The 25,534-nt window shown below is 37.8% G+C and carries 19 protein-coding genes, 1 pseudogene and 1 riboswitch; of the genes and pseudogenes, 6 read left to right on the forward strand and 14 right to left on the reverse strand.

Annotated elements, in window-relative coordinates:
- Nucleotides 1-89 precede the first annotated feature (89 nt).
- A complete protein-coding gene (locus ACTQXY_RS12615) occupies nucleotides 90-428 on the reverse strand; it encodes a hypothetical protein (protein ID WP_441659752.1) in 339 nt (112 codons plus the stop codon).
- Between the two features lie 486 nt (nucleotides 429-914).
- Nucleotides 915-999, reverse strand: a riboswitch (cyclic di-GMP riboswitch).
- Nucleotides 1,000-1,227: 228 nt separating this feature from the next.
- The gene (locus tag ACTQXY_RS12620) at nucleotides 1,228-1,371 is read right to left on the reverse strand and encodes a recombinase family protein (RefSeq protein WP_441659753.1); all 144 of its coding nucleotides are present in this window, start codon (nucleotides 1,369-1,371) and stop codon (nucleotides 1,228-1,230) included.
- Nucleotides 1,372-1,709: 338 nt separating this feature from the next.
- Here ACTQXY_RS12620 and ACTQXY_RS12625 point away from each other — a divergent pair, with 338 nt between their 5' ends.
- The 3 genes and pseudogenes from ACTQXY_RS12625 (at nucleotide 1,710) to ACTQXY_RS12635 (ending at nucleotide 3,657) form a co-directional block, all read left to right on the forward strand.
- Nucleotides 1,710-1,853 (forward strand): helix-turn-helix domain-containing protein, encoded by a 144-nt coding sequence (locus tag ACTQXY_RS12625; protein ID WP_441659754.1) that lies wholly within the window; start codon nucleotides 1,710-1,712, stop codon nucleotides 1,851-1,853.
- A 148-nt stretch (nucleotides 1,854-2,001) separates the two neighbouring features.
- On the forward strand, nucleotides 2,002-2,496 hold the full coding sequence (locus ACTQXY_RS12630) for a QueT transporter family protein (protein WP_004614370.1): 495 nt from the start codon (nucleotides 2,002-2,004) through the stop codon (nucleotides 2,494-2,496).
- 94 nt (nucleotides 2,497-2,590) lie between these two features.
- Nucleotides 2,591-3,657 (forward strand): annotated as a pseudogene (locus ACTQXY_RS12635) (IS91 family transposase).
- 184 nt (nucleotides 3,658-3,841) lie between these two features.
- Here the strand turns inward: ACTQXY_RS12635 and ACTQXY_RS12640 are convergent.
- From ACTQXY_RS12640 to ACTQXY_RS12660, 5 genes are read right to left on the reverse strand one after another with little or no spacing between them, the layout of a single operon-like run.
- Nucleotides 3,842-5,443 carry a type I restriction-modification system subunit M gene (locus ACTQXY_RS12640; RefSeq protein ID WP_441659755.1) on the reverse strand — a complete coding sequence of 534 codons (1,602 nt, stop codon included), beginning with the start codon at nucleotides 5,441-5,443 and terminating at the stop codon, nucleotides 3,842-3,844.
- Between the two features lie 17 nt (nucleotides 5,444-5,460).
- Complete coding sequence (locus ACTQXY_RS12645) at nucleotides 5,461-6,681, reverse strand: restriction endonuclease subunit S (protein WP_441659756.1); 1,221 nt, start codon at nucleotides 6,679-6,681, stop codon at nucleotides 5,461-5,463.
- On the reverse strand, nucleotides 6,674-7,678 hold the full coding sequence (locus ACTQXY_RS12650) for a RhuM family protein (RefSeq protein ID WP_441659757.1): 1,005 nt from the start codon (nucleotides 7,676-7,678) through the stop codon (nucleotides 6,674-6,676). The genes ACTQXY_RS12645 and ACTQXY_RS12650 overlap by 8 nt, the downstream gene beginning before the upstream one ends.
- 12 nt (nucleotides 7,679-7,690) lie before the next feature.
- Complete coding sequence (locus tag ACTQXY_RS12655; protein ID WP_441659758.1) at nucleotides 7,691-10,909, reverse strand: type I restriction endonuclease subunit R, EcoR124 family; 3,219 nt, start codon at nucleotides 10,907-10,909, stop codon at nucleotides 7,691-7,693.
- The gene (locus tag ACTQXY_RS12660; protein WP_441659759.1) at nucleotides 10,890-11,480 is read right to left on the reverse strand and encodes a restriction endonuclease subunit S; all 591 of its coding nucleotides are present in this window, start codon (nucleotides 11,478-11,480) and stop codon (nucleotides 10,890-10,892) included. Before ACTQXY_RS12660 ends, ACTQXY_RS12655 begins: the two co-directional genes overlap by 20 nt.
- A gap of 202 nt (nucleotides 11,481-11,682) precedes the next feature.
- On the opposite strand from ACTQXY_RS12660, the gene ACTQXY_RS12665 reads away from it, so the two are divergent.
- Nucleotides 11,683-12,012: a PadR family transcriptional regulator gene (locus tag ACTQXY_RS12665; protein ID WP_004614371.1), complete on the forward strand. Its 330-nt coding sequence runs from the start codon at nucleotides 11,683-11,685 to the stop codon at nucleotides 12,010-12,012.
- Nucleotides 12,013-12,029: 17 nt separating this feature from the next.
- Entirely contained in the window at nucleotides 12,030-13,340 is a 1,311-nt protein-coding gene (locus tag ACTQXY_RS12670) for an FtsW/RodA/SpoVE family cell cycle protein (RefSeq protein WP_441659760.1), read from the forward strand.
- A gap of 20 nt (nucleotides 13,341-13,360) precedes the next feature.
- On the opposite strand, the gene ACTQXY_RS12675 is transcribed toward ACTQXY_RS12670, so the two are convergent.
- The 7 genes from ACTQXY_RS12675 to ACTQXY_RS12705 all read right to left on the reverse strand — a co-directional run bounded on the left by ACTQXY_RS12675 (nucleotide 13,361) and on the right by ACTQXY_RS12705 (nucleotide 24,636).
- On the reverse strand, nucleotides 13,361-15,865 hold the full coding sequence (locus ACTQXY_RS12675) for a hypothetical protein (RefSeq protein ID WP_441659761.1): 2,505 nt from the start codon (nucleotides 15,863-15,865) through the stop codon (nucleotides 13,361-13,363).
- A 3-nt stretch (nucleotides 15,866-15,868) separates the two neighbouring features.
- On the reverse strand, nucleotides 15,869-17,017 hold the full coding sequence (locus ACTQXY_RS12680; protein ID WP_441659762.1) for a methyltransferase: 1,149 nt from the start codon (nucleotides 17,015-17,017) through the stop codon (nucleotides 15,869-15,871).
- 128 nt (nucleotides 17,018-17,145) lie between these two features.
- Entirely contained in the window at nucleotides 17,146-19,701 is a 2,556-nt protein-coding gene (locus ACTQXY_RS12685; RefSeq protein ID WP_441659763.1) for a histidine kinase dimerization/phospho-acceptor domain-containing protein, read from the reverse strand.
- A gap of 12 nt (nucleotides 19,702-19,713) precedes the next feature.
- Nucleotides 19,714-20,409, reverse strand: coding sequence for a response regulator transcription factor (locus ACTQXY_RS12690; protein WP_022249867.1), 696 nt, complete (start codon nucleotides 20,407-20,409; stop codon nucleotides 19,714-19,716).
- A gap of 123 nt (nucleotides 20,410-20,532) precedes the next feature.
- Entirely contained in the window at nucleotides 20,533-21,327 is a 795-nt protein-coding gene (gene proC / locus ACTQXY_RS12695; RefSeq protein ID WP_441659764.1) for a pyrroline-5-carboxylate reductase, read from the reverse strand.
- 20 nt (nucleotides 21,328-21,347) lie between these two features.
- Nucleotides 21,348-23,720 (reverse strand): trans-4-hydroxy-L-proline dehydratase, encoded by a 2,373-nt coding sequence (hypD, locus tag ACTQXY_RS12700; protein WP_441659765.1) that lies wholly within the window; start codon nucleotides 23,718-23,720, stop codon nucleotides 21,348-21,350.
- Between the two features lie 4 nt (nucleotides 23,721-23,724).
- Nucleotides 23,725-24,636: a trans-4-hydroxy-L-proline dehydratase activase gene (locus tag ACTQXY_RS12705; protein WP_441659766.1), complete on the reverse strand. Its 912-nt coding sequence runs from the start codon at nucleotides 24,634-24,636 to the stop codon at nucleotides 23,725-23,727.
- Between the two features lie 177 nt (nucleotides 24,637-24,813).
- Between ACTQXY_RS12705 and ACTQXY_RS12710 the strand changes: the two genes are divergently transcribed.
- Nucleotides 24,814-25,386, forward strand: a complete 573-nt coding sequence (locus ACTQXY_RS12710; protein ID WP_412364331.1) for a cupin domain-containing protein — start codon at nucleotides 24,814-24,816, stop codon at nucleotides 25,384-25,386.
- Nucleotides 25,387-25,534 lie beyond the last annotated feature (148 nt).

Genomic DNA, 25,534 nt, shown 5'->3' on the forward strand with positions numbered 1-25,534 from the left:
AATGATTATGAGGAGCTGTATCGTAGGCTTCAACAGAGCGAATTGCAGCTAGCAGGTTAAGATGAGGAAAAACCTCATTTTAACTTGTACTAAATCTTGACATAGGACCAATTAACTATCTTATCTGTAACGTTAGATAATAATGTTGTCATTCCTAATAATATTAGTAAATACCTACCCCCATCACAAATCGAATTTTTTCGTCCCAAGGATGCTTTATTTATATTTCTTTTCTTCATACTCTTAGTAAAAAGTTGAAAGAAATATACATACCCAACACTGGACATGCATCCACCTATAATCTGAATTGATTGTGTACTTAAAGGTAATTTTACAGCTTCTGTAACGCCAACAACCAAACCACTACATATGCTAGACAAAAGCATAGCACCTAGCAAGGCACAACTAATTTTACTAATTGTTTTCATTTTCTAATTTTCTCCTTTTTATCGTAAAAAAGCAGCTTAAAAATAAATCATTTATTTTTAGGCTGCTTTCTAAATGTTATCCGTATATATGAGATACTCCCCACAGAAGTAATGTAAGGCACGGCCTACATAATATCTCGCTAAACGAAAAACATTCTTTCCGCCTTGAATTTTTAACATATCCTTTTCTAACTATTTTTCTTTGCACTTGTCTGAAAAGTGATAATCTTAACCTTAGGAACTTTTCATAAGTGCTTGTGTTTTTGAGACTCTGATTGATTTGCGCATACAACTAGAGTCACCTTATTATATATAAAGCAGTTTGCATGAGCAAACCACTCTATACCGAAATATTTACATTATATTGGGACTAATTTCCACATATATGTCTATCTCTGTATTTTTCGGATTGAACATATTTTTCTTTAATTTCTAACATATTACTCCTTCGATATTGTGCAAAAATTATACCGAAACCTTATATTTCATCACAGTCGAACTGCCTATACATATTGGTCTTCGACTTCTACCTTTGCGTCCTCATATTTCTATAAGTTTGTCTTTGCGATTATTATAGCTTTCTCTTAAATTATGCGTCAATTAAATTTCTAACAATCGAAAATTACTATCAATAATCGTTCTCGATTTTTTCAAAAAGTGTAATTTTTTCTACCCACCCTTCCTAATCCTGTATTCACATAGTCTTCTGTAGAAAGTAGCTTCACTCATATTGCATTGATCTAAGACTTCCGTTAATAGGAGCTTTTTTTGTTCCCATAGTTTTATGAGCGTAGCTAAATTATCCGGCACATTCTTTTTCCAGTCTGCCAAAGCGTACTCCTTTTGCCCTAGCTGAATCGATTCCTTCGGCTTGACGTTTCTTTATATGTTCTCTTTCCCTTTGTGCTACAAAGGAAAGTATCTGTTCTATTATAAATTTCACCTAATGCAATAGGTCTAATATAATTACTTATATTTTGTATTAGATTCTCTTACCTTCTCCATAAGTTTATCATGGTCGTTTTTCTTAAATTTAATTGTAACGTTAACTGTTTCTTCTGTTTTCATTGCCTGTGCCTCCAATTCTCTTATATTAACAGGTAATATAATGTCCGACACTTTTATCGCACCGTTACATTACCTTGCTTTATTTTCTTGTTAGTAAGATTCTTTTTCTTTACAGAACTTTTCATACGTTTATTACTCTTTAGCGAATTATGATTATATATATTTGCTAACATAAGGAATAATTAAGAGAATAATCATAGAAGGCGACAGATAATGTTCCAAGAAAATTATAATGATATGATAAGTTTAGATGATTTATGCGAAATGCTTTCAATCGGTAAAAATACAGCTTACCGCCTGCTAAAGACAAATCAAATTAAAGCATTCAAAATTGGACAAATTTTGGACAAACCTTGATTTTCCCCTCTCTCTATGCTACACTATTACCCGTTGCAAAGCCCATAAAAACAAGGTCTTATAAGGGTTTCGCCGATTCCCGGCGTAAAATGAATCGAGTGTTCGCGACCTTCCACTCGTAAAACAAAACTAAAGGAGAAAACAGAATATGAAAAACAAAAGTGTATTATTTATGGCACAGGCAGCCATGATCGCTGCAATCTATGTGGTGTTGACAATCGTATTTGCACCATTCAGCTTTGGGGAGGTACAGGTTCGTATCGCTGAAGCATTGACTATCTTACCGGTATTTACTCCGGCAGCTATTCCGGGACTATTCATCGGATGTCTGATTGGTAACATCCTCGGTGGTGCGCTTCTTCCGGATATTATTTTCGGAAGCCTTGCGACGTTAATCGGTGCGTTATTTACTTATTTGTTACGTAAAAGATCAAAATTCCTTGCACCACTTCCTCCGATTTTGGCAAATATTGTCGTTGTTCCTTTTGTACTTCGCTATGCTTACGGTGTACTACTCCCAATCCCATTTATGATGCTCACAGTCGGCATCGGCGAGATTATTTCATGCGGTGTACTGGGAATGATTGTATATACTGCCTTACACAAATATCAATATATACTTTTTAAAAAACAAGTCTCATAGTAAAAAAGTGTGCTGAGCACACTCTCAGCTCCCCTGCCCCTCATTCTTGAGGGGAAGGGTTTTTCTTTGCTTCTATTTGTTGTAAAATATTTACATGAGTAATATTTTACAAACGATCTTTCTTGATCATTATGAACACTTAATTTACAAACTTCATCCAAGGACTTCTGTCATTGAAAATGTCAACAAAATGATTCATTGTGGTGACCCTTCTTTTGGTGGCGCTTTTTTGGCTTGCCCAGACTGTGGGGAATTGAAGTTTGTTCCTTTTCGATGTAAATCTAGATTCTGCCCTACTTGCGGTAACAAATATAATCTGCAACGCTCTTTTCATATGTCCTGTAGGCTCATTCGCTGTGTCCATCGTCACTGTGTGTTTACTATTCCTAAAGAACTTCGCCCTTTCTTTCTCAATGACCGTTCTCTCCTCAATTGTCTCTTTCATTCCGTTCGAGATGTTGTTCTTCGCATGTTTTATAAGCAAAACAAATCTGAAAACTTTACTCCTGGTTTCATTTGTGTTCTTCATACCTTCGGCAGGGACTTAAAATGGAATCCTCACATTCATGCTCTTATTTCTGAAGGTGGCGCTGGAAACTCTATCGTTTGGCGCCCTATGAAGCATTTCGATTATACCTTCCTGAGAAACGCATTCCGCAAAGTTCTTCTTGAACGCCTTACTAATTCCATTGGTAAGTCTTTCATTCCTGTTAAAAATAAAATTTACAAAGACCATGCCGACGGCTTTTATGTCAGAGCCAAACCGAATCTCTGCACTCCTGATGTTACAATCAAATATATCAGCAGATATCTCGGAAGACCTGTCATAGCAACTTCTCGCATTGATCACTATGATGGTGAGTCTGTTACTTTCCATTGCACAAGACATGAAGATAACAAAACTGTTTCCGAATGTACTCCTGCTTTAGACTTTATAAATGTATCTCTTCCGAGAAAAAACGTTTTATCTTACGACATATGAACTGGCAAAATCTTATTTTTTTAACCTTTGGATACGACCCTCTCAAGTTTCCAAAGTGTGGTTCTTCTATGTTGGTGTTGGAAGTTTATCACAAAAAACTGCACTATTTGAACAATATCGAAAGCCTATGGGATATGGATGAATCCATAAATCTCATTCTTTCTAAAATCGTCAGATAGTGCAGTCACACCAAAAACAAAAAACTTCATAATCAACGTCGTGGCAAATACAACCTTTCGCTCTTTTGTTATGCTATTTTTTTATTTCTTATACATTATACACTATGTCTGACAAAATGAGAAGTTTCCCATAAAGTAAAAAATAGGAAAGAGTGATGATATCCTCTTTCCCTGTTTAAAAATACTATAGTTCAACTCCCAATATGCGAAGCTGCTCTTTGATTTCTTTTTCTAGCGCTTCGATTTCTTGATTATCTTTCTCTAATTGCTTCATAACTTCCAAAATATCTATCGGTTCCTCGTCTTCAAACGAATCCACATATCTCGGAATATTTAAATTGAAATCATTTTCTTTTACCTCTTCGAAAGATGCAAGATATGCATATTTCTCAATATCTTTTCGATTTTTATATGTTTCTACAATCTTATTTACCTGCAGATCCGTTAAATTGTTTTGATTCTTTCCTTTTTCAAACTCTTTGCTGGCATCTATAAAGAAAATATCCTTTGTTTTTTTATTTTTCTTAAAAATCAAAACTGCAGTCGGAATCCCCGTTCCATAAAACAGATTCACAGGCAAACCAATTATTGCGTCCAAATAATTTTTTTCAATTAATATTTGGCGTATTTGTCCCTCTGCCGCTCCACGGAATAAAACTCCATGCGGCAATACAATCGCCATTGTTCCTGTATCATTTAAATGATATAAACTATGCAATATAAACGCATAATCTGCTTTAGAAGCCGGCGCCAATTTCCCGTATGGATTAAATCTTGCATCTTTCAGTTTTGTATCTCTGTTATCCCACTTTGCAGAATACGGTGGATTTGCAACAACCGCATCAAAAGTCCTCGGATGATCTACGCCTTTATCATCCGGACCATCCGGCCAGTCACTTTCCAGTGTATCCGCATTACTTAAACTCATATTATTGAATGACACATCATGCATCATTAAATTCATGCGTGCCAAATTATACGTTGTTGTATTTAACTCCTGTCCATAAAATTTCACTACACTGTCCTTTGCGCTTCTTGGAAGTTCATTTCGAACTGTCAAAAGCAATGAACCAGATCCCATTGTCGGATCATATACAGTAAAAGTTTCCTTTGTTTCTTCTACTCCATCCGCAACTATTTTAGCTAAAATTTTACTCACTTGATGAGGCGTGTAAAACTCCCCGCCTTTCTTTCCCGCACTGGCAGCAAACTGTCCAATCAGATACTCATAGATTTCTCCTAAAATATCTTCCCCATTTTCTCCTTTGTATTCAATATCAGCAACGAGTTTTACAATGTTATTTAAAGATTTTGCACGTGCAGTTGTAGAATTTCCAAGTCTGGAATCTCCCAGATTGATATCATTAAATACCCCTCGAAAATCTTTCACTGCTTCACTATTCAATTCTGCATTTTTATTAAAATTGTCAAAAATAGTCTGGTAATCACTTGGAATGACCTGTGCATCATCAATTTTTTGAATCAAAGATTCCCAAGTATCTTCCGGTGAAATCGCATAACCCAACGAAGCGGAGATATCTTCTAAATAATCCGGCAACTCTTCTCCTTGTGCCTGCTCTTTATAAGCTTCATTAACTGATTGTCCAGGGACAACATCTATCACATTTCTTTCAACTAGATATTTCTCTTGATGCTCTGACAAATATCGATAAAACATAAATGCTAAAATATAATTCTTAAATTCTCCCGCATCCATATTTCCTCTGAGTTCATTTGCCATTGCCCAAAGTTTACTCGCTATTGTTTGTACATTATTATTTGTCATTTTTTCTTCCTTTCGCTTTAAATAAACATTTGTTGCAATAATCCCTTTTTTAATTTTTGTAAATGCTCCAACTTGCGCTGATGAAGGGTGATGAGATTGTCTAAGGACTTAAAGTACATACCGATTTTCTTTTGCTCCTCTAATGCTGGCATAAAGAACTCAGTCTTTAAAAAATTATCGTTATACAATCTCTTTATTGTGCTTCCTTCTATACCTGCCCATTTTACAATTCCATATATACATTTCAAAAATGCATTATCAATCCTATCATCGTGTTTAAACCACACAATATTTGAATCTTGATAATAAGCATCTTCGCCTTTATATTCAACAATTCTTCCAATTGTTCCAGAAGCAGAAATCAACATATCTCCGACACTTGGATATTGAAATTTTTCTTTGTATTCTTCAAATAGTTCTCTTGAAATAAAAGCATCGGGATCAGCGCCGAAAGTACCTATTTTATAAAATGGTATATCTCCATCAGAAGAAGTTTGATCTTTGAAAATCCTTTTACACATTGCAACTGATCCCAAATCACCAAACTTACGCTGTTCCCAATCATCATTAAATTCAGGAAAACGAATTTTGGGACATGTTTCCCCTTTTTTCGGAAACATTTGTTGAAGTAACCCTTTTTTCATTTCTTCCCAATGTTTTAACCTATGCTGATGAAGAGTAATGAGGTTGTCAAGACTATGGAAATAGGCTCCGATTTTTGTCTGCTCCTCTTTTCCTGGGACTCTAATTTCAAACTCAGAATACTCTTGTGCATTTACTCCTGGCTGTCCAGAACGCTGAGAAGTCACAGCAATGTACTTGTTATATTTGTCTGTCAGCGTATTCTGAAATATAAATTCCGCATCATATTCTTCCCTAATTCTTGCACGAATCAAGAACCCAGCATAGTAAACTAATCCATCGGAATCTCTGTAAATATAGGATTTTCCAACACTTGCACCAGTTCGAGCAAACAAAATATCTCCTTTAGTTAGCTTATAATTTTCTGCACCAGTCAAATCGATATCCGGAGATGTAAGAGAATTTGTTAAAAACTCATGCGTGTTATCATCAATATCTGTAATCCTAATATATTTGTTTTCTCCATCATATTCTTTTGCAGCTGCATTCAATCCATATTCAAAAGAAGAAGAAATCTCTCCCAACTTACGCTGTTCCCATTCTTCTGTAAACCCCGGGAATCTTAACTTCGGAACCCGCTTTTTCTCATCACTCATTTCCGCCTCCCTGAATCCGCCGTACCTCTTTATCGAAATCCGAATCTATTTTTTGATTTTTATTAAATTCCTTGTATTCCTCAATCGCCTTTTGCTTTGCCTTCTGATGTGAAATATGTCCATTTCCTTGAAGAATATCATATCGATTAAACTTCAAAAATTCATCTATGCTTGTTGCAAAATCTTGCATGGATAACAATGTCTCATTCTCCAAAAGACGCTCTACATAATCAAAATAGGAAGAGACATTTCTCTCCAAACTGCGAATTTCTTTTTCTGACAAATAGTTTTTTGCAACTGTCACATCTGATTGCAAAACTCGTCCATCTGGTGAATTTTTCCATGAAGTAAGCCCCATGTGGTCTTTGTTTCTATCAGCGCTATCATATACAATCTCCGCTGCTGTTTTCCCAGTAATTGCATAATGGAATTTATTTTGAACCTGTGCATAGAACTTTTTTGTAATTTCCGAATTTTTATCATAATCATAAGAAATCTCTGCAAATATATCTGTTATCTGCTGCCAAATTCTTCGTTCACTTGCCCGAATAGAACGTACTGTTTCCAACAATTCACGGAAATAGTCTTGTCCAAACACCATTTCTCCATATTTCATTCTCTCTACATCAATTTTAAAACCTTTTTGAATATATTCTTTTAAAATATCAGTAGCCCAAATTCGAAAACGCGTTGCTTTAATTGAATTCACTCGATATCCTACAGAAATTATTGCATCTAGATTATAAAACTTTACAGTTTTCGTCTGTGTCTTTCCCTCAAGTGCCCCATGTTGAGTGGTATTTTCCAAAATGGAAACAACCACTTTTTCATCCAATTCTCCAGATTCAAATATGTTCTTTAAATGTTTACTTATTGCAGGCACACCAACTCCAAACAATTTCGCAATTGCTTTTTGTGTTGCCCAGACTGTTTCGCCTTTTACTACAACTTCTATCTTCTCATCTGCCTCATACATTAAAAACTGTATTTCATTCATACTTTATCCTTCCTACTGGTTTTCTGCCAATTCATCTGCCAGTTTATAAATTGCTTCTCGCAGTTTGTTACGATACTTTATTTTACTCAATGCCTGAACATCTGCGTCATGTGACAAAATTTTATAATCCGAACTTGCCTTTGCAATGATATCTTGAATCTGACCGGTATCATCTAAATCCTGAATTCCATAGCGATGTCTGCTAAACAATACTCTCATCTGTGCACTTGAAATAATATCAATAATTCCCCACTTAATTCTAAATTCTTGTAATAAACGTTCTAAACTCACGGCATTTGCTTCTTGAATAATCTTTTCACTTCCACTTTCTAAATATGCAGGATATTTAAAGTCAGGATCTGATGGGTACAATCCGGTTATGATTGCTTTTGTCGCATTCACAATTTGACCTGCGTAATTCCGATCTTCCAGTCCATTTGCAAATTGATATAATTTCGCTTCTGTTGCACGAACCCCTTCTTCATCTTTTTCATGTACTTGATTCAATAACTGTTCAACCAATTCTGTCAAATAATCATAATCAATTTTCACATCTTTTACATGTATCATCTTTAATTCAATCTGATGAAACGATACCTTTTTCTTTTCTGCTAGTTGTTGCTTTAACTCATTACTCAATACAGTCGTAAGCATCACTTCCTCTTCCGGCTCCATTCCTAATGCTACTATCAAATCATCCGGTTTTTCATAATCAAATCCTATTTCCTCACCGTTGATAATTTCCGGATCAAATTGTTTTAATTTAGCCATCCCCATACTGTACTGCCTCAAAAGTTCCAACATTTGTTCTTTTTTCTTTTCACTCGGTGGAACTCTCTGAAAATTATCAGTAATCATTCTCAATTCTTTGACAAGCTCTTTCACCCCTTCAAAAATTGTCTGAAATGATTTTGCTAAAATTCCATCATCTTCATTCTGCTTCTTTCTCTCTTCTTCCGTTAAGTTTGCAGAGTCTTTGTTCGCATATATTGCCAACGCCTTATTCATTAGTTTTTCGTTCTGCACCGGCCATCGATAATTTACAATTCTCCCCCATGGTTTTTCCTGCATATCTGCAATCCGATTTGTTCTGGAATATGCCTGGATTAAACTTGCGCCTTTTAATGTACGGTCTATATATAAAGTATTTAATTCCGGCGCATCAAATCCAGTAAGTAACTGGTCTACCACGATTACTATGTCTAGATATTTTTTATCATCTGCTGTTTTTTTCAAACGGCTTCTAACATCTTCTGTATAACCTTCTATATCATCTATTCCGAATTTTGTTCCAAATTCCTGATTATATTTATCGATTGCTCTCGATAATGCCCGATTACTTTCCAGCTGATTATCACTATTTGATGTATTCAGACTAAACGTAATCGCCACTTTTAATGTTGGTTTCCCAGCAGCTCTATTCTCATCATTTACTCTTTGAAATTCGTCAAAATACATCATTGCCATTGGCGTACTTGCTTTTCCACCACCTACATGAGTCGTAAATATTGCATTGTATTTTCCCTCATTCGAACGATTTTTCCAGTTTTTGAACACATCTTGTACAACCAATCTGACATGTTCTGGATTTTCATCATAAAAACTAGGTTCTATCGCATCATCGATATCTTCTTCGGTTAAATGATTGATTTTATCTTGAACTTGTTTTTCATTCCAACTAGGGTAGCGTTCCCTATAAAATTCTGGCAAATACTCTGTTCTCATTAGTTCTTCGCTAATCGTTGTCTCAAAATCCACTTTAAATCCAAGTACATTTCTATCTGCAATTGCTTCTCGTATTGTATATGCATGAAGCAATTTCCCAAAGATTTCCTCTGTACGCAGCCCCGTCGTCGTTTCTTCAAACATTGGTGTCCCTGTATAGCCAACCCATGCTGATTTCTTAAAGGCTTTTTGTATCGTTGCAAAATTTTCTCCCCCTGTGCTTCTGTGTGCCTCATCCACAATAAACACAATATTTTTATCAGGGGCTTTAAAATTCTTTCTATTCACCAACGTGCCTAACTTTTGAACAGATGTCACAATAATATTATTTGCTTTGCTCTTTAATTTGCGGCTAAGATCATTTGTGCTATCCGTTCCTTGTACGCTTCCTTGATTTCCATCTGTTTCTACACTTCCATCTGGATCATATGCTTGATAATTCTCATTTGTCTGTTTTGTAAGAGCAATACGGTCAACAACAAACACAACCTTATCTACCTGCGGCAACCGACTTGCCAGCCATGCTGTTTTGAAACTTGTGATTGTCTTTCCCGAACCTGTAGTGTGCCAAACATATCCTATCTTATTGTCCCCAGATTCAAAATCAACTTTTTTAATTCCTTCAATAACTTTCCGTGTTGCATATACTTGATAAGGACGCATCACTTTAAGCATCTGGTTATTTTTAGTGCCATCAAGTATCATATAATTGGTTGCCATTTGATGCGCCATAGGAATACTGAGCATTGAATCAACAAATTCTTTCCAGTTACGAACAATTGTATTGTCCTTTTCCCGTTGCCAGTGAAACGCAAAATCCTTGTTAAATTTATCTGCTGTTGTATTTGCCATGTACCGCACATTATTCGGTGTCATTGCCACCAAAATCTGTAGTGTTGAAAATATATCTCGATATTGATTTTCATCTATATATTGATGCATTTGATTTAAGGCTTCATTCACATCATGAGTATCTCTCTTTTCCTCAATCTGAATAATTGGCAAACCATTGATTAACAACGTGGTATCAAAACACCTTTCTTTTTTTCCTGCAATGACTGCCGGTCGTCTGATTTGATTTACTACTTGATATATCGTATCTCCCGCCCCTATTTGTTTCTGATCAAAAACAGTTAAAAATACATGCCTTCCATCGTCCAAATCAATTTCTATTTGTGAAACACCATTTAATCCATACAGAAACTGTCCGGCTTCATACGGTGTACGCAAATCAGAAATGATCTTTTTTACTTGGTTGAACTCAACGACACTCAACGGGTGATCCAATGTATTCTGATTATGCTGCTCCAATATTTTCTTAAAATTTTCCCAAAGTTTTTCTGTCGTTTTAATCTCCGGTTCATATTTCCATAACTTTTTCTTGGACATATAATCCTTTGTTTCTCCAATTTGCTCAGTATAAATACCATTTGATAATAATAGTTCTTCTATCTCCCCTGTCGAAAGATACTGTATCAATTCCGTTTCAAACTGATGCTCTGTCATTTTCCATCTCCTCCTGTAATTTTTGTAATACAATCTCTGTTTCATACTGAATTACTCGTTTCTTCAAAGCTTGTAGGCGAAGTTGTTTAAAATATATCTCTCCTAATATTTTCTGCCTATCCAACTGTGGCAAAATCGGTATTTGAATTTCTTTTAATTGTTTTAATGTATACTTAATCACAACTGACCCTTGCAATCCCAATCTAAGTTGCTTTTTTACAAAATCATTTTCATTCAACAGATACACCAAAAATTTAGGATCAATATTTTTAAATGGTAGTAACTTGATATAATTCTGAGTATATAAGTATCCTTCACGAAATCGACTTACTCTGCTCGCCGTTCCAGATATCAAACTAAATACAACATCTCCTTCCGATAATGTATTGACATCATCGTTTGTTCTCATCACTTTTCTCTCTTCTGTTATCATTTCAAACATAGATAGATCGTTCAGTAAATCTTCTTGACTATAAACGTAATAGCTTGGTGACGGTTCATCTATACTCTCTATAATTCTAAATTGTGGAGACCCACTTACAAACATAACAAGATCACTTAACTTATTCATATCGTGCCTTTCTTAAATTACTTCTTATATTTTCCTATTTAAAGTCTATCACACCATCCCCAAAACTTCAATATTATTTTGTAATTTTTAAAAATTACATTTTTAATATTCTCATTGTGTTCACTTGACATATATAGTCTACCGATATATTATATAGTTAAACTATATATAGTTATCCTACACATAAAAAGGAGGTATTTCAATGTCAATTGATAAAACATTAGTTTCAGGGAGTGTTACGATGCTCCTTCTCAAGCTTTTGTCGGAAAAGGATATGTATGGGTACGAGATGATTTCCACATTACGTGAGCGTTCACAGAATGTTTTCGAACTGAAAGCCGGTTCCTTATATCCTTTGCTTCACAATCTGGAAGGAAAGAATATTGTGGCTTCTTACGAGAAAGAGGTACTTGGAAAAGTACGAAAGTATTATCACATAACCAAAGAGGGGCATGCATTATTGGTTCAGAAACAAGAAGAATGGAACGAATATGTCGGTGCTGTAGCCGACGTCATGTTATTGGAGGTGTAATCTATATGGAGGAATATTTGAAAACTTTATTAGAACAAATCCGCTGTAAAAAAGCACATGCTTCCATTTATCATGAAATCAGGGGGCACATCGAAGAACAGGTGGCAGACAATATAGCAGAGGACATGAGCAAAGACGATACTTTAAAAGCGGCGCTAAATGATATGGGGGATCCTGTTCAGACAGGTGTGGAGATGGATCAGCTCCATCGCCCGCAGATGGCTTGGCGCATAATTGTGGCAATCGGTATACTGACACTTTTCAGCATTTTGATACAGTATCTCGTCACGAGATATATTCCAGACAATAACGCATATTTTTTCCGCCATCATATATTTAATGCAATAATCAGTTTTAGTGCGATGATTGTAGTCTATAGGATCGATTACAGCCTGATCGGAAAATATTCCAAGTGGATTGCCACGATCTTCCTATTGTTTTTCGCTTTCCAAATATTTATAGTGGAGATGCGCCTCAACGGAACTCTTTATATGCGCATTTTATCCAAAGTGCTTATAATGTCACCGTTGTTCTTTCTGTACGTGCCGCTTTTCGGCGCAATCCTATATCAGTATCGAGGAAAGGGCTGGCGCGTTGTTCCAAAAATTTTCATTTGGATGGCTCTTCCGCTTTTTTTAACGCTGGAGCTGCCGAATCTCGGGGTAACCATTTCACTATTTTTCATGCTGGCAAGCCTATTGACCATTGCTGTATGGAAAGGATGGTTTACATTCCATAAAAAGAAATTTTTGACGGCATTTTGGGGAATCTCTATTTCATTCCCGATTGCCAGTGTTACGATTCTGATGCAGACCGGAAAGCTTGCGCCATATCAAATTGCACGTATTCACGCATTGTTTGATCCTACGGTGGAAAACCATGCACTGCAAACACTCCGCAGTATCGTAACAAACAGCGCTTTTATCGGCGCAAGCAATAAGAAATCACTACTGCAGGAAAGGCAAAACAGTGATTATATTCTATCCACACTTTCCGCTTATTACGGAATATTAGTGGCTCTTGTTGCCGTTCTTCTTATTCTCTTATTGATCAGAAAAATATTCCAGATTTCTTCCTCACAGAAAAATCAGCTTGGAATGATGATGGGATACGGATGTGGAATAGTATTTTTTGTCTCCGCTTTTTGGAATGTGCTAGTTACACTTGGACTTGTATTTCCTACCTACACTTTTTTACCATTTTTCTCCTATGGGGGCGTTACTATGGTTGTAACTTACATTCTTCTGGGAATTGTACTCAGCATTTATCGGTACAAAAATGTGTTATCCGACACATACATGTACAAAAAAAATTGGGATGTCGCCTAAGCGATACCCCAATTTTTTTCTTATTTCACATATCCGATAAACGTGTGACCACTTCCAGCTACCATAGAATCAATTTCTTCTGCTGTACTTGTTCTGACTGCTCCGTCTGCCGGATCAATATAAGTGACTGTTGATGTGTCATATCCGATCAAAAGTACTGCATTGGAACTATCTGTCATTGCGATGACCGGAGTTCCTCTTCCGATAATATAAAGCATCTCCTCTGTTGTGCATCCAGTCAGATCCATTCCCTCTCCGCCGGAATATTCACTTAGAATATCAATTGCCGATTTACCTGCGTTCATCTCCTCTGCCACATTGACGTTCTTGCCCTCCAGCGCCAAAATTTGGCGAATACATGCCGCAAAGGTCAACTCACCTTCCTGAACCGTAAATCCTTCCATCTCCACTTCATACCGAAGATCGCGGTTTCCTCTCTCCCAGACGTACGCCTGATCTGAAGATACCACTACGCCTGATACCTCATCGGCCTTTTGAACTGCATATCCGGCTTTGTCATATAAGCCAAGCATCTGTCCAAGACCGTATACATAGAATTTTCCTTTTTCACTCTCACTGTCAAATGCAACCGTTGTAGGATTCTCATACAATACCTGTTTCGGTTTTAAAATCTTTGGTTTCTTATCATCGATACCATCTGCATATACAAGTCGGTATTGCAGCTCTTTCAAACTAGTCGAATATTCCTGTAAAGAAATATTGCTCTCCGCCTTCTCCTCATTATTTGTAATATAATCTCTGTCTATTGAAGTATAAGTATCTCCGCTTTTTGTCACACGGTTCAATGTGATCATATTGTTTTCCACAAATACATCAGAAATATAAACATTTTCAAATTCATATGTCTTTACAATCTTGTCATCAGAGTCCTTGATTTCCAGCTTGTACATTGGAAGTATCTCAGAACCGGACACTGTTTTTCCTGCATCTGACGCCCTTAAGGTTCCATACACAAAGTCTTCTGAGATAAATCCAAGAGGTCGTATATTTTCACCTTCTGCCGCTGTCACCTTCTGTGTCTCTCCGGTCATGAAATTCAAAATAGTCACTTCCGTAGAATCATTGAGTCCTCCATTATCCTGGTAAGCAATCAGATGTCCGTCGTCTCCCGCAACGTACTGACCTTCTGCTAACGATTCTACAACCGCTTCTTTTTCACCGGTCTTCAAATTTACTTTATAAATAGTTCCGTCCACTAACACATACAACATGTTCTGCTCATTGTTGTAATATACTAGTTTCCCAAGCTCCTCTTCTGCGATTGCAAAAGATTTATTACTTGGAATAAACGCTTTCTCTTCCACAACATTTTGAGACAGATTAAAGTAGTAAATCGCCGCACCTACTTCTCCTTCATGTTCCCCACGGTTCATATAGCCATAGACTGCAAATGTCGTATTTCCATCCTTATCCATGGAAATAATTTTGATAGCATGCTGGTCATACAAATTCCGCACATCTTCTTTCTCCGTATCTGCAAAACTAAATACAAGCGCCAACGAATCTTCATTCTTATCAAAGCACCACAGTTCTCTCTCCTGAATAAATGACACAATACTTCCGTCCTCATTTGTCTCATATTGAACATTTTTCGGAACAATTCCAAGGTTGATTCCTTTTCCCGATAAAATCTGGTTAGAAGACTCCAATATCTGATTCATCGTCCGGTCATAATCCAAAAGATAAAGCTTTCCTTTCAGATAGCGCACACGGAAGAATTCTCTTACATTATATGTCTCCTGATCATTGTCGTCTCCTTTACACTTAACTTGATATTTCAACTGAATCGCCGTGTAAGTAGAATTTGTTTCTTTAATATCCCACTGGATATCGCCGGAAATCTCAGGTGAAAGTTTTCCCCATGTGACATGATCGAGATCTGAATGGATCGTCACATGTTGAAGTGTGGTATTATCTCCCTCTTCATTTGGTTCAATCACAGCTGTAATACTGTCTGTGTCTGACTTATTCAACATATTCGTGTGAAGTGTGTTTGCAAAATCAATACATTCCTTCACATAGTATTCATCTGACTTCACAATTCTTGTATAATAGCGAATTTTAGTGTCTTTATCTATGTTCAATGTAATCTTCAAAACACCTTCTGTCCCCTCGGTCAGAACATTTCCGACACTCAAGGTCATTGTTTCTTTAAGTGTCTTCTCCGTCTTTTGTAAAAGCCGGTCCTCTCCGTTTAATGTATATACCTCGTACATAAGCGACTCCGGATCCATCTCATACAAATTCATTCGAATCTCTACTGTGTTATCTGCATTCACTGGTGTGATCGTATCGCGCATTGCCGGAATATTCATCTCATCCTTATATCCCACAAGATGATTGATTTCATCTCCGTCTGTCACAAAGGAAATCGTCGGGAATGTCGCCGCATTCATCTCGACTGTCATGTCAGAATTACCCTGATTCGTGATAAAACTGAACACGATCACAGCAACGATAAAAACAGCCGTCAAAACCCCTATTTTAATGATTCTGTCTTTCATTTACTATACCTCTTTTTCTTCTAATAGCTTTTTCAATGTAGGCGCGATATTCAAAAACTGCTCGCAGGCCTCCAATTTCTCCCCATTCTTTTTTTGATTCCCACTCTTCACCGCACGAATCAGGATATTTTTTGGCGTATGCTCCATATCGATAAACTCTAAAATCTGTGCATCATAGCCTTGTCCTTCCAAATATTCCGCCCGCATCGCATCGGTCACAAGTGCTGCCAATCGCTCCTTGATCAGACCATATTTCAGGATCGGTGCAAGAATCTCATTTTTGATCTGCCTGTTCAATTCATGCTGACAACATGGAACGGATAAGATTACCTTTGCATTCCATCCGACCGCTTTTGCAAGCGCAAAATCTGTTGCAGTGTCACAGGCATGCAGCGTCACGACCATGTCCACTTCATTTACGCCCGTATAGTCCGCAATATTTCCCTCCAAAAACTTCAGCTTTTTATACCCATATTTTTCACTCAGCTCATTACAATGACGTATCACCTCTTTTTTCAGGTCTAATCCTATAATACGAACATCTATCTGTTTTAATTCATGCAGATAATAATACATTGCAAATGTCAGATAAGATTTTCCACATCCGAAATCAAGAATTGTCACTTCCTTGTCCCTGTCAAGCTGCGGCAGGATATCTTCTATAAATTCCAGAAAACGGTTAATCTGACGAAACTTGTCGAATTTTGTCCTGACAATCTTTCCTTCTGCCGTCATGACTCCCAAATCCTGCAGAAACGGAACTGTTGTTCCTTCCTCTAAAATATACCGCTTACTTCTATTATGAGAAAGATCCACTTCTTTTACACAGCCGGCCTGCTGCTTTTTCTGAATCGTCACCTTCCCTTTTTTACTCACAAGCACTGTGTATTTTACTGTTTTTGTCTCCAGCTGCATCTGGCGAAACTTTTCCATATATCCGCACAGTACAGACACCGCCTGATCTGCATCACAATTTTCATGAAACACCTGATTGTTTTGGTGTTCCTCACACTGAAACAGCAACACTCCCTTTTTCAAAATCGGTCTTACCTTCACTTTTTTTAGCCCGTCTTTCTCTCGCGGATTGCTAAGCGTTGCTGCAATAAAATCTATATTCAAACTCTGTTGTAACAGTTCTTTTATTTTTTCCATAAAACTGACCTCTTTTACTTTTTTCAACTATCACCCATTATTCTACAAGTTCTGCACTCGAAACGCAAGAAAGACAAGGAATTTTTTCATCCCCTGCCTTTCATTTTGTTACTAAACCGTAACCTCTTTTAAGATTTTGTCACACTTTGTCCGACAACCGCCTTCGGAAATACAATCGTAACCTTGAACAAATCTCCATCCAGATACAGTTCAAATTTTCCGCCCTGTAATTCTGTCAGATTCTTTGCAATCGAAAGACCAAGACCACTGCCTTCCGTACTTCTTGATACATCTCCCCGGATAAACCGCTCGGTCAGCTCATCTGCCGAGATATTTAATGGCTGCTCAGAGATATTCTTCAACGAAAACTCCACTGTATGCTCTTTTTCAATCAAATCCGCATAAACTCTCGTACCTTCCAGCGCGTATTTTGCCGCATTGTTATAAATATTCTCAATTACACGCCACATCCGTCTTCCATCGGTGCGGACCATAACCGGCTTCTCCGGAACATTCAACACAATCTGAAGATTTCGATTTTCAAATTTTTCCGCGAACTCACCGGTTGTCTGATTAATCATTTCCACAAAATTGATATTCATATATTCCATCGTAATATTTCCACTGCTGATCTTCGACGCTTCTACCACATCCTCCGTCAGATGTTTCAGCCTCTGGGCCTTCGCCTCCAGAATATCCAAATATCCTTGAATCTTCGGATCTTGAATATTTTCACGTTTCAGCAAATCAACATAATTAATGATTGATGTAAGCGGTGTCTTAATGTCATGAGATACGTTTGTGATCAGATCCGTCTTCAAACGCTCATCTTTCATACTTTTCTCTACCGCTTTGCTCAAGCCTTCCCCGATATGGTTGATGTGCAATGCCATATCAAGTTCATCATCTTTCAAGCCCTTCGTCGGAATCTGATACTCTACATTTCCATCTGCAATGTGACGAATTCCATCTTTGAGTTTCTGTCTTGCAATTGCTTTTCGGATCAGATAATACAGCGTCACTCCCTCAGCGAGGAACATGACAAACATCCAGCCGCCGGTTCCCATTGTACCGATCGCAATCCAGTGTACCACAATAAATGCCAGTGCACCTGCTGTCACTTTAAATGTGCAGCTTCTATATGCAAAAAACTTCTTCAGACCACGAATCAGCCAGCGCAGAACACTGTTCTTCCACAGCATTTTCGCCTTAATTCTTCGGACAATACTCAGATAGCCGATAAAAAATGCCGCACAGCATAAAAGCATCGCAAAACCAAGCAAGATCCAATCATCATCTAAAAATCCTCGTTCCAAAATCGTCGCCGCATAGGTTCGATATCCATTCCTCCAGTATTTCACACCCCACGTGTCAATAATCGCATAGCCAAAAGAGAGTGCCAACACCCACACACCAGCAATCAACGCAATCGCAAGCTCCGTCTTAACCCGGTCAAACCACATAAGGTGCACACCGTCATCTTTTCCATTGCGCCCTGCAATGATGGTGAGCCATACAAATCCAATAAAGAATCCCGCAATCGAAACAAGTGCGACAACAAGCATTGTGTTGATCATTGGTGCATATTTATCAAACAGCTTATTTTGCAAATAAAAGCTGTCCTGAATCGGATATTTCGTATCAACCGAAACCACATACATATAGTTGTCTGTACCGGCCATTGTTCTCGAAGACCAATTATCCGCTTCCGTATCCAGATTTGTCTTGAAATCCGCAAGTTTTGGTGTCACAACTACATACTTTCCACTCTCGGTGAGATTTTTTACATATTCCTGCATGTTGTTAATGTCCGTATATACCTGTCGGTTCGTGTATAATTTTCCACTGTTAAAATCTGCAAATATATAGGTAAGGTTTGTGTTTCCTTCTGTCCAGTATTCCTGGAACTGCTCATATGCGCTCAGTTCACTTTCCAGATTAGAAAGCGTGTTACTCAATGCTTGATAAATCTCACTGAGCTTTCCATTCCACTTTGGATTCTCATTTATAATCTGCAGCAATGACTTTCCATCTGCCGTCATATAGCGCTCCGGAATAGCAGTCATATTCCAGCAATCCGTATAGACTACCTTTCCATCCGCATCCAATACCTGCATCACATCTTCATCATAATAATTCTCTTCTACATATCCATCTTCCAACTCTTCCATCTGATCAACATCAGAAGTATCGTCTGAGAACTTCAGCCCTTCTTTGAACAGCTTTGCAAACTCTTCTTCCGTATAGTATGCGTATGTACCATCCGCTTTTTTGCATACGATAATATTGTCTCCTGAGCTTTCCTCCGTTCCCCAATTGTCAATCCAGTCCGATAAATCTCCTAAGCGATATGCGATTCCGGATTCATCTTCCCCTGTAATCTTTTGGGAATCCATGTATGCCATAATATCTACAAGCTTATTCGCATCATATTTTCCGTCTGTCTCAAAATTCTTCTGAAGATCAATCTGATTCAAAATAGTGTGCGATGCCGACTGCAGATTCTCTTCAAACCCTCTGGTTTCCTTATACTCACCCTTTGAAAGATCATTGAGATTCTTCCCATACTCCTGCCCCGGATAAATCAAAATAAATACAACACAAAGCACTGCCAGTACTGCAAAAATATGCTCCAGAATCAGAAGAATTCCTTTCATCGGTGCTGATTTGTACCAATGTTTCATAAATACTCCCTTCTAAAGCTTTTCTATCTTATATCCTACCCCCCACACAACTTTCAGATATCTTGGTTCTTTCGGGTTAATTTCGATTTTCTCACGAATATGGCGAATATGAACTGCAACTGTGTTGTCCGCTCCTATCGCCTCTTCGTTCCAGATATTTTCATAAATCTGGTCGATAGAAAAGACTTTCCCTTGATTTTTTACTAATAGCAACAAAATATTGTACTCAATCGGTGTCAGTCTTACCGATTCACCATCTACCGTCACTTCTTTAAGTTCATCGTTAATCGAAAGTCCGCCGACTTCGTACACTTCTTTCTTCTCATCCTGCACTGTGCTTCCAAGCTGTGTGTATCTTCTAAGCTGCGATTTTGCTCTCGCAACAAGCTCTAACGGATTAAATGGTTTTGTAACATAATCATCCGCTCCGATATTCAGTCCCAAAATCTTATCTGCATCCTCTGATTTTGCAGATAAAATAATAATTGGCAGACTGTTCTCTTCACGAATCTTAAGGGTTGCTCTGATTCCGTCCAGTCTTGGCATCATCACATCCATAATCAGGAGATCGACGTGCTCTTTTTTCAATGTCTGAATCGCTTCCTCTCCATCATAGGCTTTTAATACCTCATAACCTTCCTGTGTCAAATATATTTCAATTGCCTCCACAATTTCTTTGTCATCATCACATACTAATATTTTAAACATAATCATCACCTCCCTTGTAGTATACAAGATTATCAAACAAATTTTAAGAGGCAGATAGGAAATTTCTTAATATTCGTTTAATTTAAAAACCCGCACATCATTCCGATGTGCGGATCCTATATCTTATAGCCCTTTTGCCTTTTTTACACAAGCTTTCATTGCTTCTATTACACTGCTTCTGAAACCTTTTGCTTCTAATACTCGAACTGCCTCAATTGTTGTCCCGGCTGGTGAGCATACCATATCTTTCAACTCTCCCGGATGCTTCCCTGTCTCAAGCACCATCTTTGCGCTTCCCAACACTGCCTGTGCCGCAAACTGATAAGCCTGCTGCCTCGGCATTCCATCTGCAACTGCTCCATCTGCCATTGCCTCAATCAGCATAAACACGTATGCCGGCGAACTTCCACTGACAGATACAACCACATCCATTAAGTTTTCACTTAATACCTGAGCCATTCCAAATCCACTCAAAATATTACATATATAATCAAGCTCTTCTTTTGTAACTAAATCATTGTGGCAAACACCTGTGATTCCTTCTCCTACCAGAGCAGGGGTATTTGGCATCGTGCGTACAAGTTTTACTGGTTTTTCAAATGTGCCCGCCAGATATTCCAATGTCTTACCCGGTGCAATAGTAACAATAATCTGAGTTTCTGTAATCAGCTCTTTGATTTCTTTAATTACTGCATCATAAAACTGTGGTTTCACAGACAGAACGAGCACTTCTGCTGTTCTTGCAACCTCTTTATTGTCTGTAGTAACATGAATTCCAAGACTTTCTTTTGCCTGTCTGAGCCCCGGCTCATACAAGTCAGATGCAATCACTTCCTCCGGCTTAAAAATATTATTTTTTAAAATACCGCCAATCATTGCTTTCGCCATATTTCCGGCGCCTATAAATCCTAATTTCATAATCTTATTCTCCTTGCTTTTTAATTAAATGACTGCTCTGTTCTCTCAATAATCTCATCTTGAAGCGCTTTGCTCAGGTTACGGAAATGATCACTATATCCCGCAACACGCACAATCAAATCTTTATACTCATCTGGATTTTGCTGCGCCCGAATCAATGTTTCTCTGTCAATTACATTGAACTGAATATGATGTCCGTCCATGTTAAAATAAGCTCTTACTAAGTTCGCCATGTTATCAAGTCCTTCCTCACCTTTTACAACACTAGGTGTAAACTTCTGGTTCAGAAGTGTTCCGCCGGTTCTTAAATGATCCATTTTTGAGCATGATTTGATAACTGCTGTCGGTCCGTTCACATCCGCGCCCTTTTCCGGTGAAATTCCTTCTGATACCGGTTTCTGTGCAAGACGTCCGTTTGGACTTGCATTCATTACTTCACCAAAATATACATGGCAAGTCGTTGGCAACATATTAACACGATATGTACCGCCCTTCATATTCGGTCTTCCCGTAACTGTTTTCTGGTAGAAATTAAACACATCTTTCATGATGTTATCTGCATAATCATCGTCGTTGCCATACTTAGGCGTTTTATTGCGTACCAAATTGGCAATCATATCATATCCTTCGAAGTTGTGCTCAAGTGCCTCTATTAATTCTTCCATTGTAAATTTCTTTTCATCAAATACATTGTATTTGATTGCAGCAAGAGAGTCTGTAATCGTTCCGATACCAACACCCTGAATATAATTTGTATTGTATCTTGCACCGCCCGCATTGTAATCTTTTCCTCTTGAAATGCAGTCGTTGGTAATAATAGAAAGAAATGGCGCCGGCATATATTCCGCATAGATTTTTTCAATAATATTGCTTCCCTCTATTTTAATGTCGATAAGATGCTCTACCTGTTTTTTATATGCCTTATATAATTCATCATATGACTTAAAATCTTTCGCATATCCAAGCGGAAGACCAATCTGCTTTTTACTTACAATATCGTAACCATTGTATAAGGTGAGTTCCAAAATTTTCGGCAGATTGAAATATCCCGTCAGGATATATGCCTCATTTCCAAATGCACCTGTCTCCACACAGCCGCTTGTGCCTCCGCGTCTTGCATCTTCAATCGATTTTCCGGCGTTTAATAATTCCTGAATAATCGCCTCTGTATTATAGAATGCAGGCTGTCCCCATCCTTTTCTCGAAATCTCACACGCACGTTTCAAAAATTTTGTCGGCGTTTTCTTACTGATCTGAACATTCGAACTTGGCTGGAGCAATTTCATCTCATCCATGCAGTCTAAGATCAGATAGCTTACTTCGTTGACACCATTTTCCCCATCAGGTGTGATGCCACCCGTATTCAAGTTTGCAAAATCAGTGTAAGTACCACTCTCTTTTAAAGTGATTCCAACTTTTGGCGGCGCCGGCTGATTATTGAATTTCACCCACAGACATTCAAGCAGCTCAAGCGCTTTCTCATCATCCAGAATACCATCTTCTGTATCCTTCTGATAAAATGGGTTCAAGTGCTGATCAAGCCTTCCTGGACTGTACGCATCCCAAGGGTTGAGCTCTGTCGTCACCCCAAGATGAACAAACCAGTACATCTGAATCGCCTGCCAAAACGTCTTCGGTGCATGCGCCGGTACGACATCACAGTTTGCCGCGATCTGCAGCAATTCCTGCTTACGGATCTCATCTGTCTCCTTTTCTGCAAGTTCTCTTGCATAGGCTGCATATCTTTCACCTAAAATCATAATCGCATCACAGCAGATTTCCATCGCATTTAACTGTGCTTTCTTATCAAATGCTTCTTTGTCGTTTAAAAAGTCAAGACGATTTCTTGCCTCAATAATATCGTTTTTATAATCTTGAAAACCTTTTTTGTAAATCTTCTCAGAGCCAACCGTATGTCCCGGACCACGTTGTTCCATAAATTCCGTAAAAATACCTGCGGCATAGGCGTCTTTCCATTCCTCACTCATATTTTCCAGAATTTTATGACGAATCGAACGTTTCTCCCAAAACGGAATAATCGTTTCTTCCTGAACCTTTAAGTCCTCTTCTGAAACATGAAAATAAATCAAATCTCTTGCATCCATAACCTTCATGTCTTCAACTGTGTGACAGCAAAGCTCCGGGAATGAAGGCGCTGCCTGTGGACCGTCTCCTTTTTCTCCCACAATCAATTCACCGTCATTGATACACAACGCTTTGTGTTCCATAAAATGCTTAAACGACAACGCACGCAGCTCCGGAACAGATACACTTCCTTCATACATCATGTACGCCTCTGTCTCGAGCTTTGCCCTCTCCATATAAATATGTGGTTCGGTTTCCAAGCTTTGCTTTCTTAGTTTCCTAATTCTTTCGTTCATACCTCTTTCCATTTCATTAGCCTCCTATCTTTGTATTTGAAAATCCATTTTGTATAAATTTATATTTTAATTCTTCCATCCGCTCATTATCTGGAACCGTAAATTCCGCCCCCCTATATTCAAGACCAAGTCGTTCATATTTGCTGGTCGCAATATCATGGTATGGAAGCAGATTCACCTGTGCAACCGCTATATTCCCTTTCAGGTACTCTATGATTGCCTCTATGTCTTCATCCGAATCATTCACTCCCCCGATCACGGGAATCCGAATATAAATTTTGGCTCCTTGCTCACTCAAATATTTCAGATTTGTGAAAATCATTTCATTGCTCTGACCCATATATTTTTTGTGTTTTTCATCGTCCATGAGCTTAATATCATACAAAAATGTATCCACATATGGAAAAACTTTTTCAAAATTTTCCTGTGGTGCATAACCGCACGTATCAATTGTCACATGATACCCTTTTCGCTTTAGCTTTTTAAGCAATGCTACTATATATTCCATATCCTGAACCATCACTTCTCCTCCCGAGAGCGTTACGCCCCCAAAAGACTCTTCATAGAACATATAGTCTTTATCCACTTCTTTCACTACCTCTTGTATCGTATACTCTTTTCCGACGATCTCCCGCGCATTCTTCACGCAGAAGTCCACACATTTCCCACACGCCTGACACTTTTCTCTGTCCGTATACTGCTTACAGTCTTTTATGCAAACCGCATGTTCCGGACAGACCTGTTCGCACGCTGTACAGCCGCTGCACTTCTCCTGATTAATCATAGCCTGAGGGGCGAAATTCTGACTTTCCGGATTATGACACCACCAACAGTTCAGGTAACAGCCTTTAAAAAAAATTGTTGTTCGGATCCCATCTCCGTCATGAACAGAAAACTTCTGAATATTAATAATATTTGGCGTTTTCATATTTCCCTTCATTTTCATGTACATGAAATTTTGTTTGATTTTTTTCATTATAACACATTGTTATTATTTTGTCACTCTCATTTTGTTAAATTTTTATCGTTCTTTTGACACTTTTGCCATTTTATTGACAAAAATGACTAAAAATTATATGATTAAAAAAAATAGCAGAGGTAATATATGGATACAAATACAATTATAGGATTGAGAATTAAAGCATTGAGAACCGAAAAAAAATATACATTAAAATATCTAAGTGAAAACTCTGGTCTTTCTATTGGATTTCTTTCCCAGCTCGAACGCGGAATGACAAGCGTTGCCATTGATTCGCTGGACAAAATTTCAAAAGTATTAGATGTGGAATTATCTAGTTTTTTTAATATGTCTGATACCGCAAACGATCTTCATATTGTGAGACGCTATGAACAGAAGTCCACTATTGTTAATCCGGAGATTGTAGAGTACTCACTCACCAACAACATTACGGATTTTGATCTTCTTCCTCGTCTGGTAGAGCTGATGCCGGCACTTCAAAAAGAGGATGAACTAGAACTTTATACACATGGTGGCGAGGAATTCATCTACATTTTGGAGGGCATTCTTACTTTACAGATTGGCAGCGATATCTACAACCTGTATCCGGGTGACTCCGCACATATCCATTCGAACATTTCCCACAACTGGAAGAATGATTCAAATGCAGTTACAAGGTTTCTGACAGTACATACTCCAAATCCTTTTCAGCATCCTTAATCTATTTCTATTTTTATATCTCTTTAATAAAATTATTTTTTCTTTTAGAATCTAATCATATTTTGGACACATTTTTCTTTTATACTTAGAGTCAGATAGTTGATAGAACAACTATCTCCCCCCTCATAAAGTAATCATCTTCAGATTT

The sequence above is a fragment of the Faecalimonas sp. LCP19S3_D12 genome, from assembly GCF_052121495.1.
Taxonomy (GTDB): domain Bacteria; phylum Bacillota; class Clostridia; order Lachnospirales; family Lachnospiraceae; genus Faecalimonas.